Here is a 15626-nt window from a genome sequence, read left to right as displayed (position 1 = left end):
CCCGGCGGAACCCTGGGCCGGATCAGCCGTGCGCGCCGAACTCGTTCGCCAGCGCCGTGGTGATCCGCAAGGACAGGGCATAGGAGCGGGCGATCGGGTCGATGTAGTCGCTGTGGATGCGGGTATAGCCGGTCGCGCTCGAGTCCGGGTAGTCGCTGGGGCAATCCACCTTGAAGTCGTCGATCGAGGGGAAGCTGGTGGGGAAGGCGCGGCGCAGCTGGGCCAGGCCATCCTCGACGCGCAAGGTGAAGAACATCTCCAGCACGTCGTCGCGGCTGATGTCGTTGGCGCGGCTGAAGGGCGGGACCATGACCGCGCGCAGGAACATGTGCTTGAACAAGGCGATGCGCAGGGACTGGAGCACGCCCAGGCTGCGGCGGGTGTGCTCGCGGTCCGGCAGCGGGGCTTCGTCCGGCAGCAGGTCGAGCAGGAAGTGCAGCTTCATCGCGTCGACGCGCAGGCGCGAGGCGAGGCGGCGGAACACGCCGGTGCGATCGTCCTTGGTCAGGTATTCGGCCAGCTTCAGGCAGGCCTCGGCGATGTACTGCTCGTCGCCGCGATAGGGGCGGCTGGCCCAGTAGGCGGAATTGAACAGCTCGCCATAAGCCGCCACGGTCTTGATCGAGGCCAGCGCATTGGCACTGCGCGCCAGCCGCATGAGTTGCTGGCCGCGCTCGCTTTCGCGCAGGAGCACGGCAATTTCCTCGCGGTTGCCGTCGGAGGCGGTGCCGATCCCGGCGATCACGTTTACCGGGTAGCCGAGCTGCTGGAGGATGGCGTTGTGCGGGATCGCGCGGATCTGCCGCAGGCTCATCGAACGGTCGGAAGCGAGGTCCGACTGGCGGCGCGACTTGCGGCTGCCGGTATCGTTGAGCAGGCCCAGCCCGAAAGCGGTGATCGCGCGGCTATAAGTCGCGCTTTCGAGATGCTCGTGCTGGACGCCGCGGATCGCCCGGTAGAAATCGAGGCTGAGATCGGTGCGGCGGTAGAACAGATCGGTGGGCGCATCGGCATCGGCGCCCCAGAGCGGCATCTCGGCCATGCGCGTGAGCGTGGCGAGGGCCAGTTCGTCCGAGCCGAACCAGAGGTAGCCGTCCCCGCCCTGGAACGAGACTTCCGGTTCCAGCCGGATGCCGGCGCGCAGGAAGCGGCGGCGCGCCCAGGGCGACATCGGCCACTGGAAGCGGTCCTTGATGCTGGAAGGATGAGCGCCGCGGCCCATCGATTCGCCGTGGGTGTTGAAGATCAGCGCCGAAACGTCGGTCAGCCCGTTAGCGACCATCGCTTCGGACAGGCGGCCCTGAAGACGCTCGATGGCGAGTGCGGCGGGCACTTGGCCGACGAAACGGCCCGCGTCCGAGAAGCCGGTCTGGATCGAGACGCGGCCGCGCTTGCGCGCATAGTCGCGGTAGGCAGGCTCTGCCAGCACGGCATCGACGAAGCGGCCGCCGTGTTCCAGCGCGCTTTCGGTCTCGAACAGCGGCGAGACGTCCACCTTGTCGTCGATCCCGAACATGCGCGCGAAATAGAGCGCGGCCAGGATCGTCGTCGGTTCCTCGCACTCGGCCACGAGCATGCGGATCGGTGCATCGGCGTCGATATGGGCCAGGATCTGCGCCATGGCCAGGAACTGGCGCACGGCGGTGGAATTCTCGATGGCGAGCGCGGCGAAGTTGGACTTGAGCGGCACGACTTCGGCCAGCAGTTCGCGCATGCGCACCAGCGCGGCCTGGCTGGCCAGGCTGAGCTTGCCTTCGGGGTCGATGCGCAGGCGGATCGCGTTCTGGAGCTGGGAGGCGTTCACCCGGAAGTGGATCCAGCCCATGCCCAGGCCGTCCGCCCGCATGGCGGCGGCGGTCACGAGCAGGGTGCGCGCGATTTCCTGATCGGCATGGCGCGCTTCGTTTTCCAGCGCGGTGATGACCCCTTCCAGGCTGACCAGCCGGTCGGCATGATCCGCGGTCAGCGCGTTGGCGGCTTCCGAAAGCGCCTCCGGCGAGGAAAGATCGGCGGCGAAACGGGCGACCATGTCCTCGGTCAGCTTGCCGGCGCGGGCCAGCTTCTGCGCGATGTCCGGCGCGGCCTGCATGAGGCTTTCCGCATAACCGGCGAGGCGCAGCGCCTTTTCCTGAAGGCGGTAGCGGATCGAGGTGGACCAGCCGATATCGGTGCGGCCGTCCATGTCGTAGCCGACCCAGGAGGCGAAGCGCGCCGGCATCGGGTTCAGGCCGCGCCAGCGCTTCGGCCAGCGGGCAGCGGCAATGTCGAAGAGGCGGGCGTTGATACGGTCGCGGGCCTTCTGGCCGCGCGCGATCGCTTCCATCGCCTTGTCATGCTCGTAATCGAGCGTGATCTGGTCGCGCTCGGAAGATGCGGCACAGACCGTGGCGTCGCTGAAATCGCCGTTCGAGGCCGAGACGGCCACGGCCTCGGTCTGCGCGGTGGAGAGCAGGAACGTGGGGTGCGCGGTGAAGACCACATGGGCGGCCGGGCGCTGCCAGCGGACGGCGAAGGCGGTGAAGTCGTCCTCCTCGGCCGCCGCATCGATCCGTGCGTCGTTCTCGGCAAGGCCGACGGGAGCGAGCAGCCGGTCGAGACGGGCGGCACGGGCGCGCAGGCCCTCACACTCCATCTCGGCGACCAGAGCCTCGATATGATCGAGGCTCATCTCGCCGGTCTCCAGCCGCCGCGACAGTTCGAGGCCGAGCTGGAAGACCGGGTTGTAGAGCGGCGTCTGGGCCGTGAGGACGTGCAGTTCCTGGAGCCGCTTGTCGAGGTCCTCGACGGTGGTCAGAGCCGCCCCGCTCACTGGGCGAGCCCCGCTGCGGCGCGGGCCGCCGTCTCGATCGCGGCGACGTCCGGCTTGCCCTTGGGGACCATCCAGCTGCCGCCGACGCAGAGCACGGCATCGAGGGCGAGCCATTCCGGCGCGTTCTGGGGCGTCACGCCGCCGGTGGGGCAGAACTTCGCCTTGAACAGCGGGGCCGCGATCGCCTTCAGCGCCGAAGGTCCGCCCGCCGCCATGGCGGGGAAGAACTTCAGCCGGTCGAACCCGCATTCCAGCGCGAACATCACGTCGCTGGCATTGGCGGTGCCGGGCAGGAACGGGATCTGCGACTTGTAGGCGGCTTCGGCCAGCATCGGCGTGAGGCCGGGCGAGACGATGAACTCGGCGCCCGCGTCGATCGAGCGCTTGAGGTCGTCGGGCGAAAGCACGGTGCCCGCGCCGACCACGGCACCGGGAACCTGCTTCATGATCTTGATCGCCTCGATCGCGCATTCGGTGCGCAGCGTCACTTCCAGCGCGGGCAGGCCGCCGGCGACGAGGGCTTCGGCGATCGGCAGGGCGTGTTCGATATCCTCGATCACCAGCACCGGGATCACCGGGGCAAGACGCATGACCTTTTCGACGGCTTCGGACGGGCTGCTCATTGGACGTGCTCCCTGACATAGGCGGCAGCCGCGCCGTAGAGGCCGGGCTGCGGGTGAGTGATGAGCTTGACGGGGATCTGCGCCATCATCGAGGCGAAGCGCCCCTTGGCGCGGAAGCGCTCCGAAAAGCCCGAGGACAGAATGGTTTCGCGGATACGGTAGCCGAGGCCCCCGGCGATGACGACACCGCCCGCGCCATGCGCCAGCGCATAGTCGCCCGCCGCGCTGCCCAGCGAGAGGCAGAAACGGTCCACGGCGGCGGCGGCCAGCGGGTCTTCGTAGTTGGTGCCGGCGGTCCAGATCTCCACGTCGGTCAGGTCGTGGACGGCGCGGTTCTCCATGGCGGCGAGCGTCTGGTAGATGTCGACGATGGCCGGGCCGGAGACGACGCGCTCCACCGAGACGCGGTTGTGGCGCTTGCGCAGGCGCGCGAGCACGGCATCCTCGATCAGGTCGAGCGGGGCATAGTCGACATGGCCGCCTTCGGTAGCCTGCACATGGTAGAATCCGCCCTGGCCGTGCGGGAGCCCATTGCGCCACAAGTGCGCGACGCCGAGCCCGGTGCCCGGCCCGAGCACGCTGAGCGTGCCGGTGGCGGGCAGCGGCCCTTCCGGCCCGGCCAGGTGCAGGAACTGGTCCTCCGGCGCCAGCGCCACGGCATAGGCGACCGCCGCGAAGTCATTGACGACGGTATAGTGTTCGACGCCCATCTTCTCGGGGATCATCGCGGGGCGAATGATCCAGGGGTTGTTGGTGAAGCGGATCACCTCGCCGCCGACCGGGCCGGCTATCGCGATCGAGATGGCATCGGGCAGATGCCCGCCATTGCGCTCGCGGAAAGCCTGCCAGGCCAGCTGGAAGCTGCCGTGTTCGCTGGTGTGCAGGGTGACGGGTTCGCCCAGCGTGATCCGGCCCTGGCCGTCTACCGAGGCCAGCGCGAAGCGGGCGTGCGTCCCGCCGATATCGACGGCGACGAGTTCGGTTGTCTCAGCCGCACTCACAGGCCCGCGACCTCCAGCATCGAGGAGCCGCCCTGTTCGGCGCCGCCCGCATTGATGCGGAACATCGCGAAGAGTTCGCGGCCCATGCCTTCGGCGGGCGCGGGCAGCGGCGCGGGGGTGCGGCCCGAGAGGTCGGCGGTGGTGGAAAGCGTGCCGTCCTCGGCCGAGAGGCGCACGATATCGCCGTCCTGGAGATAGGCAATGGGGCCGTCCGCCAGGGCTTCCGGGGTGACGTGGATCGCGGCAGGAACCTTGCCCGAAGCGCCCGACATGCGGCCGTCCGTGACCAGTGCCACCTTGAAGCCGCGGTCCTGCAGCACGCCCAGCGGCGGCGTCAGCTTGTGCAGTTCGGGCATGCCGTTGGCGCGCGGGCCCTGGTGGCGCACGACCACCACGACGTCGCGGTCAAGCTCGCCCGCCTTGAAGGCGTTGATGACGGCTTCCTGCGTTTCGAACACGCGGCACGGTGCCTCGATAGTCCAGCGCTCCTGGTCGACCGCGCTGGTCTTGAACGTGGCGCGGCCGACATTGCCGGAAACGAGGCGCATGCCGCCATCGGGCAGGAAGGGCTTTGCCACCGTGCTCAGCATGGCATCGTCGCCGCTGACGGTGGGGGCGGGCTTCCACTTGAGTTCGCCGTCGTCGAGCGTCGGCTCGGTGGCATAGGCGCGCATGCCGTCCTTCGAGACGGTGAGGATGTCCTCATGCGCGAGCCCTGCGTCGAGCAGTTCGCGCACCACCCAGCCCATGCCGCCGGCGGCGTGGAAGTGGTTCACGTCGCCCGAACCGTTGGGGTAGACGCGGGTGATGAGCGGGACGGCGGCGGAAAGCTCGTCGAAGTCCTGCCAGTCGATCTGGATGCCGGCGCAGCGGGCCATGGCGGGCAGGTGGATCGCGTGGTTGGTCGATCCGCCGGTGGCCAGCAGGCCGACGATGGCGTTGACGATCGCCTTCTCATCGACGAGGTGGCCCATCGGCCGGAAGTCGTCGCCCTTGCGGGTCATCTCGGTCACGCGGTGGACGGCGGCGCGGGTCACGGCCTGGCGCAGCGAGGTGCCGGGCGGCACGAAGGCGGCGCCGGGCATGTGCAGGCCCATCATCTCCATCATCATCTGGTTGGAGTTGGCCGTGCCGTAGAACGTGCAGGTACCGGCCGAGTGATAGGAGGCGCTTTCGCTGGCCAGCAGCTCCTCACGTCCGACCTTGCCCTCTGCATAGAGCTGGCGGACCTTCTGCTTTTCCTTGTTGGAAATGCCGCTGGGCATGGGGCCCGAAGGGATGAACACGGCGGGCAGGTGGCCGAAGCGCAAAGCGCCCATGACCAGGCCCGGCACGATCTTGTCGCAGATGCCCAGCAGGGTCATGCCGTCGTACATCGCGTGGCTGAGCGAGACGGCGGTGGACAGGGCAATGGTGTCGCGGCTGAACAGCGAGAGTTCCATGCCGTCGAAGCCCTGGGTCACGCCGTCGCACATGGCGGGCACGCCGCCCGCGACTTGCGCGGTGGCGCCCACTTCGCGGGCATAGAGCTTCATCTGCTCCGGATAGCGGCCATAAGGCTGATGGGCCGAGAGCATGTCGTTGTAGGCGGTGACGATGCCGACGTTGATCGCCTTGCCGGTGGCGATGGCGGGCTTGTCTTCGCCGCTGGCGGCAAATCCGTGCGCGAGGTTCGAGCACGAAAGGAACGATCGGTCCGAATGACGGCCGGCTTCGCGCTCGACCAGGGCGAGGTAGCGGGAGCGGCTGGGCTTCGATCGTTCGATGATGCGATCGGTCACGCGGGCGACCACCGGGCTGAGGTTGCTCATGGGGTTACTCCTGCACTTTCCGTCTGTCTTTTTTGTCTCAGCCTCCCGAAGCCGCCGCTTGCGGGATCTCCCGAGCGGGGCTTGAAGGCATTCAGGTAACCGGTGTCAACACATATCTTCCACCGGTTTGCGGGGGAATTTCACGCGGCCGGGCATGGAGGACCGTTCACGCACCCGGTCATATAGGGTGCGTGCCGGGTTCATGCCCGCGCCGGCTGCCTTGCTGGAGCCCGATCACGCATGCGCGATCACTCGTGCCAAGTGACGCCGTCGCGCTCGGCGAGGGCGATGGCGGCGGAGGGGCCCCAGCTTCCGGCGGTATAAGTCTTCGGCTCCTGGCCCTGATCTTCCCACTCGGCGCGGATGGCGTCGATCCACTCCCACTGCGCTTCCACCTCGTCACGGCGGACGAACAGCGTCTGCTCGCCCTCGATCAGGTCGAGCAGCAGGCGCTCGTAAGCGATGCGGCGCTGCGGGCCGGCGAAAGCGTCGGGCATGGTGATGGCGAGCGGGATGGAGCGCAGGCCGAAGCCGTTGCGGTCCAGCCCCGGCACTTTGGCCATGAGCGAGAGCGTGATGTTCTCGCTCGGCTGGATGCCGATGACCAGGCGGTTGGGCACCGTGCGGGCGCCGCGGCCGTGGAAGATCGAGTGCGGCACGTCGCGGAACTGCACGACGATCTCGGTCGTGCGCTTGGGCAGGCGCTTGCCGGTGCGCAGATAGAAGGGCACGCCCTGCCAGCGCCAGTTGTCGATATGCGCCTTGATCGCGACGAAAGTCTCGGTGTTCGAATCCTTGCCGAGTTCGTCGTCATAGCCCGGCACGGCCTGGCCGCCGATGGCGCCGGCGCGGTACTGGCCGGTGACGGTCTCGTTGGCGGCAACCTTGCGCAAGGAGCGCAGGATCTTCACCTTCTCGTCGCGCACGCTGGTGGCGTCGTAGCTGACCGGCGGCTCCATCGCGACGAGCGCGAGCAGCTGGAGCATGTGGTTCTGCACCATGTCGCGCAGCGCGCCCGAATCGTCATAATAGGCCACGCGCGATTCAAGGCCGACGGTCTCGGCCACGGTGATCTGCACATGGTCGATATGCGCGGCGTTCCACAGCGGTTCGAACATCAGGTTCGCGAAGCGCAGCGCCAGCAGGTTCTGGACGGTTTCCTTGCCCAGGTAGTGGTCGATGCGGAAGATGCGGTCTTCCGGGAAAGCACGGGCGACGGCGTCGTTGATGACCTTGCTGGAGGCAAGATCGATGCCGAGCGGCTTTTCCAGGCCGATGCGCACGTTCTCGCCGGCCAGGCCGCTGGCCTGAAGGCCGCGAATGGTCGGCTCGAACAGGCTGGGTGCCGTGGAGAGGAAGATCGAGAGGCCGTCCTGCGGCTGGCCGACTTTGGCGGCCAGGGCGTTGAAGCCTTCCATCTGGTTGGCGTCCAGCGTCTGGTACGACAGCCGGTTGAGGAAGCGCGCCATGCCGCCGCGCCGTTCGGCGGGCAGGAACTGTTCGAGCGAGGCCCGCGCGAAATTGCGGAATTCGGCGTCGTCATGCTCGGACCGGGCCGTGCCGATGATCTCGACCTTGGGGTCCAGCAGGCCCTCCGCATCGAGGGCGCAGAGCGAGGGAAGCAGCATGCGGCGGGAGAGATCGCCCGTCGCGCCGAACAGGAGCAGGCGGTCTGACGTGAATGGAGCGGAAATGGAATTGGTCACTTGGCGCTGTCCACCTTCTGGGGGTTTATCCACCTATAGGGTCATTTTCCGCCGGGGATCGACGGGCTCCTCCTCCTGCGTTCCCTGTCATACCTTCCCGCGAGGACGAGCTGCCTCTCTTCGCGGTTGCAGCATGACACGGACTGCGTGCGACGTGCTAGGCGAGAGCGCGCAAAACCTCAACCTCGTTTGCACGGATTGAACAGGAGAAGTGGCCGCAAGCGCATTTGGCATCGGGTGATCCCGGTATTTTCCGCAAGTTCGTTGCGATGGCGTCTTTGTCCTGTCGTCAGGTAAGGGCATGGAGAACGATCAGCAGCCGCGCTAACGGCCTCGACAGTCCGCATCGGAGAGGCAATCCGGGCGAAGAACAGGAAGCACGATCATGGCCGGTGACGGCACCCACCTCCTCGAACACCTCCAGACCCCGGCGATGATGGTCTCGCGCGGGCAGGTCCGCTTCGCCAACAGCGCCGCCCGGGCGCTTCTGGGAGCGCATATCGTGGGGCAGGACGTGCGTATCGCCATTCGCGAACCGCGGGCCGTGGGCGCGATTCTCAGCGAGGAGGGCGGTATCGCCCGCGTCTCCGGGCTTTCCACCGGCGGCAGCGTCTGGGAAGTGGATTGCCGCGTGGTTTCAGCGACGGACCGCCTGGTCAGCCTCTACGACCTGTCGGAACGCGTCAGCGTCGCCAAGTCGCACGCCGATTTCGTCGCCAATGCCAGCCATGAACTGCGCACCCCGCTCGCCAACGTGCTCGGCTATGTGGAGACGCTGCACAATCCCAAGGCCGGCGGCGACGAGAGCGTGCGCACGCGCTTCCTCGATACCATCCGCCACGAGGCGCAGCGCATGCAGGCGCTGATCTCGGACCTGATGTCGCTCTCGCGGATCGAGGCGGTGAAGCACGAGGTTCCCTCGGAGCGGGTGGAGATGGTGGCGCTGGCGAAGGAAATCGCGGGCGAGGCGCGGGGCGATGCGCAGATCACCGTCCATTCGAACGGGGACAACGCCGTCGTCACCGGCGATCGCGGGCAACTGGCGCAAGTGCTGCGCAACCTCATCGACAACTCGCTCAAGTACGGCAAGCAGGGCGGTCCGGTGGACGTCGGCCTCGAATCGACGCCGACCGGCTGGCTGCTCGTCACTGTCAGCGACCACGGCGACGGCATCTCGCCCGAGCACCTGCCCCGCGTGACCGAGCGCTTCTATCGGGCGGACACCAGCCGCAGCCGCATGGTCGGTGGGACCGGGCTGGGGCTGTCGATCGTCAAGCACATCGTCGAGCGCCATCGCGGCCGCTTCGATATCGACAGCCGCCCGGGCATGGGCACGACCGCCTCGCTGATGCTGCCGCTGCGCAAGGAAGAGGCCGGCGCCTGAGGCGTCTGGCCGGCTGGTCGCCTGGCTGGCCGGCCGGCCAGGCCGGGCCAGGCAAGTTCGGCCCTCAGAAGTCCAGTTCGAACCGCGTGCCCACGACTTGTGCGTCGTAGTCGGTCTTGCCCGAAGTGGTGGGCGTGGCGCCGGTATAGGCCAGGAGCGCGTAGTTCACGTTGAAGCGCAGGTTCTGGATCGGCTCCCAGACGAGCGCGGCGATATAGCCGTTCTGGGTGCCGCCGCGAATGTCGCGGTCGTTGAGGTCCAGCCAGTCGTAGCGCACCGTGAGCAGGACCGAGCCGAAGCCGTCCTGGCCCAGCGGGTGGGCAGGCTTCTCGACGCGGAAGATGCCTTCCTTGAAGCCCCGGTGGTCGCCCTTGGTAAGGAAGATGCCGGTCTCGGCATAAGCGCCCTGGAAAGTGACGGTGGAGGCGTCGAGGCGGTCGGCGGTGAGCACGTGATACTCGGCCGCCGCATGCCAGCGGCCCCGGATCGCGGCGAATTCCAATCCGTAGTGATCTTCTTCCGAGACGTTCATCGCCGGGGTGCCGATCAGGCGGGTATTGGTGGAATGCACATAGGGGCGCTGGCGGTAGCGCGTGTCGCTGTCCGCCAGGCGGCCGAGCCGGCGCCAGTGGGCCGAGCCGCCGAAGTGGAGCTGGAAGTCGCCCACCTTGGGCGAGAACGCCAGGCGCCCGTCGAGGCCGAAGCTGTTGTTCTCGTCGCCGCCGTTCTCGCCGTCGTTGCTGTTGGAGAGTGCGCCGATATCGTCAGTGAACACGCCCGCCTGCGCCAGCCAGGGGCCCTTGTTGTACTGGAACGCCATGCCCAGGCGGCGCTCGAAGTTGAAGGCGTCGGTAAAGGCGGCGCGTTCCATCACGCTGCCGCTGGTGTCGCCGGTCAGTTCGTCCAGCGACTGGAACGAGTTCTGGTTGCCCAGCCGGATCTGCCAGGGGCCGGTGTGGTAGCCGACATATGTGTCGACGAGGTCGACGGCGTTGTCGGAAAGTTCGAGTTCCAGCTTGTAGTCGAAGCCTGCGCCGATGGCGCCTTCCGCGCCGAGGCGGATGCGGCGCATCTCGCTGGAGAAGCCGAGGCCCTTGTCGTGGAGGCCCTTCGGCGCGCCCACGTAGTTGGCGTCCGCCTGGATGCGGCCCTTGACCTTGAAGAGGTTGTCGCCCTTGGCGAACTGGGGGCTGCCCTTCCACTCGATGGCGGTGTCGTCCTTGGCCTTGGCCGCGCCGGCGGATCCTGCAGTTCCGGCAGCGAGCGCCGCGGCAGGGGCCGGCTGCGATCCTGGACCGGCGGGGGATCCGGCATCGGTGGCTGCGTCGGGGGCTGCACCGGGGGCGCCGCCGCCGGGCGCGGCGGCGTTGAGCCGCGCTTCCATGGCTTCCATCTGCGCCTTCATCGTGCGGATCTGCGCCCGCAGTTCCTCGGCCTCCTGCGCCGAGATGGCCTGGGCATGGGCGCCCGGTGCGGAAAGAACGACGGCGACCGCGGTCGCGCTGGCCATGATGAGACGCATATCAGGCATTCTCCTAAGCGCTGCACCGATGTGCCGGGCGCGACGAGGCCGATTATTGCCGTTCAATGACAGTTTGATGACTAATGTGACGGTGAATGTGACGAATATGACGATCAGTATCAGCGCTTCGTCCGGGCGATTCGACCGCCCGTTACAGGTTAATGTGCCCAAGCCCCCTGACCCGGTGAATTCCGCAAGTCCGAATCGAGACAGGCGCAAGCCAGTCCCCGAAACGACCGGCATCCGCAGGGGCGGCGCCGGAGCGATCCGAGTCGCGGCAAAGTTTCTCATCGACATGGCCGGGAAACAATCCCGACACACCGCGCATGGAGGGCGCCGGGTCGCAACGCGACTCCATGAGGCGGGAAGGTGGGGCCGTCCGCGGACGCTTTCATGACATTACCCGGTCGGGCGGCATGGCCAGGCCCGACAGGAAGGACCTGGGCGCAAATGGGGTTTGGCCAAGCTCGCCCGAAAGAGGTATGGAGCAGCGAACCGCCCGGATTTGCGTGACTTGGCGAGTTATGTCACTTCATTGTCATGGAAGTGTCATCCTACCCCAATAGGGGCGTCGGAGAATGAAAGCCCAAGGGGTTAAAACCATGCGTTCGACCAAGACCATCATCTTCGCCGCTGCCTCCGTCCTGGCTCTGAGCGCCTGCGGCGGATCGGGCGGCTCGACTGCGGGCTCGCGCGATTTCGTGCGGGCCGTGGGTTCCTCCACCGTCTATCCTTTCGCCACCGCCGTGGCCGAGCAGTTCGCCAAGGCCGGCGGCAAGTCGCCGGTCATCGAATCGACCGGTACCGGTGCGGGCATGAAGCTGTTCTGCGCCGGCGTCGGCGCCCAGCACCCTGACATCGAAGACGCCTCGCGCCGCATGAAGAAGTCGGAATACGACGAATGCGTCAAGAACGGCGTGACCGAGATCGTCGAGATCCAGGTCGGCATCGACGGCATCGCCTTTGCAGAGGGCAAGAGCGGCCCGAACATGAAGCTGACGCCTGCCGACATCTACAAGGCGCTGGCGGCCAATCCCTTCGGCAAGCCGAACACCGCCAAGACCTGGAAAGACGTGAACCCCTCGCTTCCGGCCGAACCGATCCTCGTCTACGGCCCGCCGTCGACCTCGGGCACGCGCGATGCGCTCAAGGAACTGATCCTTGAAGCGGGCTGCAAGACCGATGCCGCCACTGCCGCGCTGAAGGACAGCGACAAGGACAAGTACGAGGCGACCTGCCACGACATCCGCGAGGATGGTCCTTATGTCGACGCCGGCGAGAACGACAACCTGATCGTCCAGAAGATCTCGCAGAATCCCAAGGCGATCGGCATCTTCGGCTTCTCCTTCCTCGAAGAGAACGCGGGCACCATCAAGGGCATCCCGATGTCCGGCATCGTGCCGACTTACGCCTCGATCTCCGACTTCTCGTACCCCGGCGCGCGTCCGCTCTACATCTACGTGAAGAAGCAGCACCTCGCCCCGATCAAGGGCCTGCAGGGCTACGTGGCCGAGTGGGCCAAGTCCTGGGGTCCCGATGGTGCCCTGAAGGCCAAGGGCATGGTGATCTCGCCTGACGACGTTCGCGCCAAGAGCGCCGACATCGTCGCCAAGATGACTCCGCTCGATCCCTCGGTTCTGAAGTAATCCCCTTAGCGGGCAGGGACGCGAAGGGCGGCCATACATGATTCTTACCGGAGTACTTCTGGCCGTCCTCGGCCTCGGTCTCGTCGGCTGGTTTGCCGCACGGGGCCGGGCCCGGCTGCTCCATACCGGCCGCGGCACGATGCATTCGATGCCCGGCTATCACGCATGGCACGTCGCCCTGTGGATCGTCGTCCCGGCGCTGATCGCCTGGGGCGCGTGGCAGGCGATCATGCCGGGTCTTGTCGACGGGGCGGTCATGGCCGACCCCGCGGCAGCCCAGCTTCCCGCAGACCCGATGAGCCGCGCGGCGATCCTCGCCGAAGCCAAGGCCATTGCCGACAATCCCGACACGGTGGCGTTCAACCCGCTGTCGAACGCGATGTCCGTGCCCGTGCGCGACGCCCATTCGCGCTTCGGCCTGATCGGCGCGCTCCTGGTGGCGATCGTCGCCCTGGCCGGCGGCGGCTGGGCCTTCACCCGCATCCGGGCGAACTTCCCGGCGCGCACCCAGGTGGAGCGCGGCATTCTGGCGCTGCTGCTGATCGCCTCGCTGATGGCGATCCTCACCACGTTCGGCATCGTCGGCTCGCTGCTGTTCGAGGCCGGACTGTTCTTCCGCGACGTCTCGCCGATCGATTTCCTCACCGGCATCCACTGGTCGCCGGGCAATGCGCGCAGCGATAACCTTGCGGACAGCTTCGGTGCGGTGCCGCTGTTCTGGGGCACGATCTACATCGGTGCGATCATCGCCATGATCGTGGCGATCCCGCTCGGCCTGATGAGCGCGGTCTACCTCACGCAATATGCCTCCAGCACCGTGCGCAAGTGGCTCAAGCCCATGCTCGAGATCCTGGCCGGCATTCCCACCGTGGTCTACGGCTACTTCGCCGCGCTGACGGTGGCGCCGATCTTCCGCGACTTTGCGGGTTCGCTCGGCATGGCCAACCCCTCGACCGAGAGCGCGCTGGCGGCCGGCGTGGTGATGGGCGTGATGATCATCCCCTTCGTTTCCTCGATGGCCGACGATGCGCTCGCCGCCGTGCCCCGCGCCATGAGCGACGGTTCGCTGGCGATGGGCGCCACCCGGTCCGAGACCATCAAGAAGGTGCTGCTCCCCGCCGCGCTGCCCGGCATCGTCGCCGGCGTGATGCTGGCGGTCAGCCGCGCCATCGGCGAGACCATGATCGTGGTCATGGCCGCGGGCGCCGCCGCGCGGCTCTCGCTGAACCCCTTCGATTCGATGACCACGGTCACCTATCAGATCGTCCAGATGCTGACCGGCGACCAGGAGTTCAACAGCCCCAAGACGCTCTCCGCCTTCGCGCTGGGCCTGGTGCTGTTCATCGTCACGCTGATCCTCAACATCATCGCGCTCCGCGTCGTGAAGCGCTTCCGGGAAGCTTATGAGTAACGCAGGTCTCAGTAACGCGCGCTCGGGCATCGAGCCCCTCGGCAACGCGCGGTGGCAAACGCCGGAGGCCAAGCGGCGGATCGCCCGTCGCAACGCCGCCGAACGCCGCTTCAAGCTGATCGGCCTCGGCGCGATCGCCCTCAGCCTCGCCTTCCTGGCGCTGCTGCTGGTGATCATGCTGAAGAACGGCCTCGGCGGTCTCGACTGGAATTTCCTGTCCGGCTCCGACTCGACCGATCCCGACATCGCCGGCGTCTGGGGCGCGGCCAAGGGCTCGCTGCTGACGATGCTCGTCACTTTGCTGCTCTCGTTCCCGATGGGCGTGCTGGCGGCGATCTACCTTGAGGAATTCGCCCCGCGCAGCCGGTGGATCGAATGGATCGAAGTGTCGATCAACAACCTGGCGGCCGTGCCCTCGATCATCTTCGGCCTGCTCGGCCTGGCGGTGTTCATCAACACCCTGGGCATGCCGCGCAGTTCGCCGCTGGTCGGCGGCCTGACCCTGGCGCTGATGACGATGCCGGTCATCGTCATTTCCGGCCGCAACGCGATCAAGGCGGTTCCGCCCTCGATCCGCGACGCGGCCCTCGCGATCGGCGCCAGCAAGATGCAGACCGTGTTCCACCACGTCCTGCCGCTCGCGCTGCCCGGCATCCTCACCGGCACGATCATCGGCATGGCCCGCGCCCTGGGCGAGACGGCGCCGCTGCTGATGATCGGCATGCGCGCCTTCGTCGTGACGCCGCCGGGCGGGATCACCGATCCCTCCAGCGTGCTGCCGATGCAGATCTTCCTGTGGTCTGACGAGATCAATTCCGGTTTCGTCCAGAACACATCCGCGGCCATCATCGTCCTGCTGATCTTCCTGCTGGCGATGAACGGTCTGGCCATTTACCTTCGAAACAAGTTCGAAGTCCGCTGGTAGGGACATGACAAAAGCCAAACTCACCGCCCGCAACGTCGACGTCTTCTATGGCCCCAAGAAGGCCATCAACGACGTCTCGATCGAAATCGACAACGGGCTCGTCACTGCCTTCATCGGGCCTTCGGGCTGCGGCAAGTCGACCTTCCTGCGTTCGCTCAACCGCATGAACGACACCATCGCCGACGCCCGCGTCACCGGTGAGATCCTGCTCGACGGCGAGGATATCTACGCCGCCGCGATGGACCCCGTCGCCCTGCGTGCCCGCGTCGGCATGGTGTTCCAGAAGCCGAACCCGTTCCCCAAGTCGATCTACGAGAACGTCGCTTACGGTCCGCGCATCCACGGCCTGGCGCCGTCGAAGGCGGACATGGACGGGATCATCGAGAACGCCCTGACCAAGGCCGGCCTGTGGGACGAAGTGAAGGACCGCCTGCATGATGCCGGCACCGCCCTTTCCGGCGGCCAGCAGCAGCGCCTCTGCATCGCGCGCGCCATTGCCGTCAGCCCCGAAGTCATCCTGATGGACGAGCCGTGCTCCGCGCTCGATCCGATCGCCACCGCGCGTATCGAGGAACTGATCGACGAGCTGAAGGACACTTACGCCATCGTCATCGTCACGCACTCGATGCAGCAGGCGGCCCGCGTGTCGCAGCGCACCGCGTTCTTCCACCTGGGCAACCTGGTGGAATACGGCGACACCAGCCAGATATTCACCACCCCGCGCGAGGAAAAGACCAAGGACTACATCACCGGCCGCTACGGCTGAGGTCGGTTCGAAATTCGCCGCA

Annotated in this window: 11 protein-coding genes; 5 read left to right on the top strand and 6 right to left on the bottom strand. The window is 67.0% G+C overall.

Annotated elements, in window-relative coordinates; genetic code table 11:
* Positions 1-22 precede the first annotated feature (22 nt).
* The 5 genes from ACZ1J6_RS15215 to zwf all read right to left on the bottom strand — a co-directional run bounded on the left by ACZ1J6_RS15215 (position 23) and on the right by zwf (position 7872).
* Complete coding sequence (locus ACZ1J6_RS15215) at positions 23-2809, bottom strand: phosphoenolpyruvate carboxylase (protein WP_431568348.1); 2787 nt, start codon at positions 2807-2809, stop codon at positions 23-25.
* Positions 2806-3432, bottom strand: coding sequence for a bifunctional 4-hydroxy-2-oxoglutarate aldolase/2-dehydro-3-deoxy-phosphogluconate aldolase (gene eda, locus ACZ1J6_RS15210; protein WP_132265215.1), 627 nt, complete (start codon positions 3430-3432; stop codon positions 2806-2808). The genes ACZ1J6_RS15215 and eda overlap by 4 nt, the downstream gene beginning before the upstream one ends.
* The gene (locus tag ACZ1J6_RS15205) at positions 3429-4433 is read right to left on the bottom strand and encodes a glucokinase (RefSeq protein WP_132265217.1); all 1005 of its coding nucleotides are present in this window, start codon (positions 4431-4433) and stop codon (positions 3429-3431) included. Before ACZ1J6_RS15205 ends, eda begins: the two co-directional genes overlap by 4 nt.
* Entirely contained in the window at positions 4430-6244 is a 1815-nt protein-coding gene (edd, locus tag ACZ1J6_RS15200) for a phosphogluconate dehydratase (protein WP_465128224.1), read from the bottom strand. Before edd ends, ACZ1J6_RS15205 begins: the two co-directional genes overlap by 4 nt.
* A gap of 248 nt (positions 6245-6492) precedes the next feature.
* The gene (gene zwf, locus ACZ1J6_RS15195; protein WP_243654182.1) at positions 6493-7872 is read right to left on the bottom strand and encodes a glucose-6-phosphate dehydrogenase; all 1380 of its coding nucleotides are present in this window, start codon (positions 7870-7872) and stop codon (positions 6493-6495) included.
* A gap of 463 nt (positions 7873-8335) precedes the next feature.
* Between zwf and ACZ1J6_RS15190 the strand changes: the two genes are divergently transcribed.
* A complete protein-coding gene (locus ACZ1J6_RS15190) occupies positions 8336-9334 on the top strand; it encodes a sensor histidine kinase (RefSeq protein WP_132265220.1) in 999 nt (332 codons plus the stop codon).
* A 64-nt stretch (positions 9335-9398) separates the two neighbouring features.
* On the opposite strand, the gene ACZ1J6_RS15185 is transcribed toward ACZ1J6_RS15190, so the two are convergent.
* Positions 9399-10865 (bottom strand): OprO/OprP family phosphate-selective porin, encoded by a 1467-nt coding sequence (locus ACZ1J6_RS15185; RefSeq protein ID WP_314464674.1) that lies wholly within the window; start codon positions 10863-10865, stop codon positions 9399-9401.
* 593 nt (positions 10866-11458) lie between these two features.
* On the opposite strand from ACZ1J6_RS15185, the gene ACZ1J6_RS15180 reads away from it, so the two are divergent.
* The 4 genes from ACZ1J6_RS15180 to pstB are packed head-to-tail and all read left to right on the top strand — an operon-like array spanning position 11459 to position 15604.
* On the top strand, positions 11459-12502 hold the full coding sequence (locus ACZ1J6_RS15180) for a substrate-binding domain-containing protein (RefSeq protein ID WP_132265222.1): 1044 nt from the start codon (positions 11459-11461) through the stop codon (positions 12500-12502).
* Positions 12503-12539: 37 nt separating this feature from the next.
* Complete coding sequence (gene pstC / locus ACZ1J6_RS15175) at positions 12540-13913, top strand: phosphate ABC transporter permease subunit PstC (RefSeq protein ID WP_132265224.1); 1374 nt, start codon at positions 12540-12542, stop codon at positions 13911-13913.
* Positions 13906-14838, top strand: coding sequence for a phosphate ABC transporter permease PstA (pstA, locus tag ACZ1J6_RS15170; RefSeq protein WP_134095270.1), 933 nt, complete (start codon positions 13906-13908; stop codon positions 14836-14838). The genes pstC and pstA overlap by 8 nt, the downstream gene beginning before the upstream one ends.
* 4 nt (positions 14839-14842) lie before the next feature.
* Positions 14843-15604: a phosphate ABC transporter ATP-binding protein PstB gene (gene pstB / locus ACZ1J6_RS15165; RefSeq protein ID WP_132265227.1), complete on the top strand. Its 762-nt coding sequence runs from the start codon at positions 14843-14845 to the stop codon at positions 15602-15604.
* Positions 15605-15626 lie beyond the last annotated feature (22 nt).

It is taken from the genome of Novosphingobium sp. BL-S-21 (assembly GCF_055521655.1).
The sequence above is the reverse complement of the archived record's forward strand: the minus strand, read 5'-3'. Positions and strand labels throughout refer to the sequence as shown.

Coding starts and splice junctions, on each gene's coding strand:
- eda (WP_132265215.1), bottom strand. CDS start 3,432: ATGAGCAGCCCGTCCGAAGCCGTCGAAAAGGTCATGCGTCTTGCCCCG.
- edd (WP_465128224.1), bottom strand. CDS start 6,244: ATGAGCAACCTCAGCCCGGTGGTCGCCCGCGTGACCGATCGCATCATC.
- zwf (WP_243654182.1), bottom strand. CDS start 7,872: ATGCTGCTTCCCTCGCTCTGCGCCCTCGATGCGGAGGGCCTGCTGGAC.
- ACZ1J6_RS15190 (WP_132265220.1), top strand. CDS start 8,336: ATGGCCGGTGACGGCACCCACCTCCTCGAACACCTCCAGACCCCGGCG.
- ACZ1J6_RS15185 (WP_314464674.1), bottom strand. CDS start 10,865: ATGCCTGATATGCGTCTCATCATGGCCAGCGCGACCGCGGTCGCCGTC.
- ACZ1J6_RS15180 (WP_132265222.1), top strand. CDS start 11,459: ATGCGTTCGACCAAGACCATCATCTTCGCCGCTGCCTCCGTCCTGGCT.
- pstC (WP_132265224.1), top strand. CDS start 12,540: ATGATTCTTACCGGAGTACTTCTGGCCGTCCTCGGCCTCGGTCTCGTC.
- pstA (WP_134095270.1), top strand. CDS start 13,906: ATGAGTAACGCAGGTCTCAGTAACGCGCGCTCGGGCATCGAGCCCCTC.
- pstB (WP_132265227.1), top strand. CDS start 14,843: ATGACAAAAGCCAAACTCACCGCCCGCAACGTCGACGTCTTCTATGGC.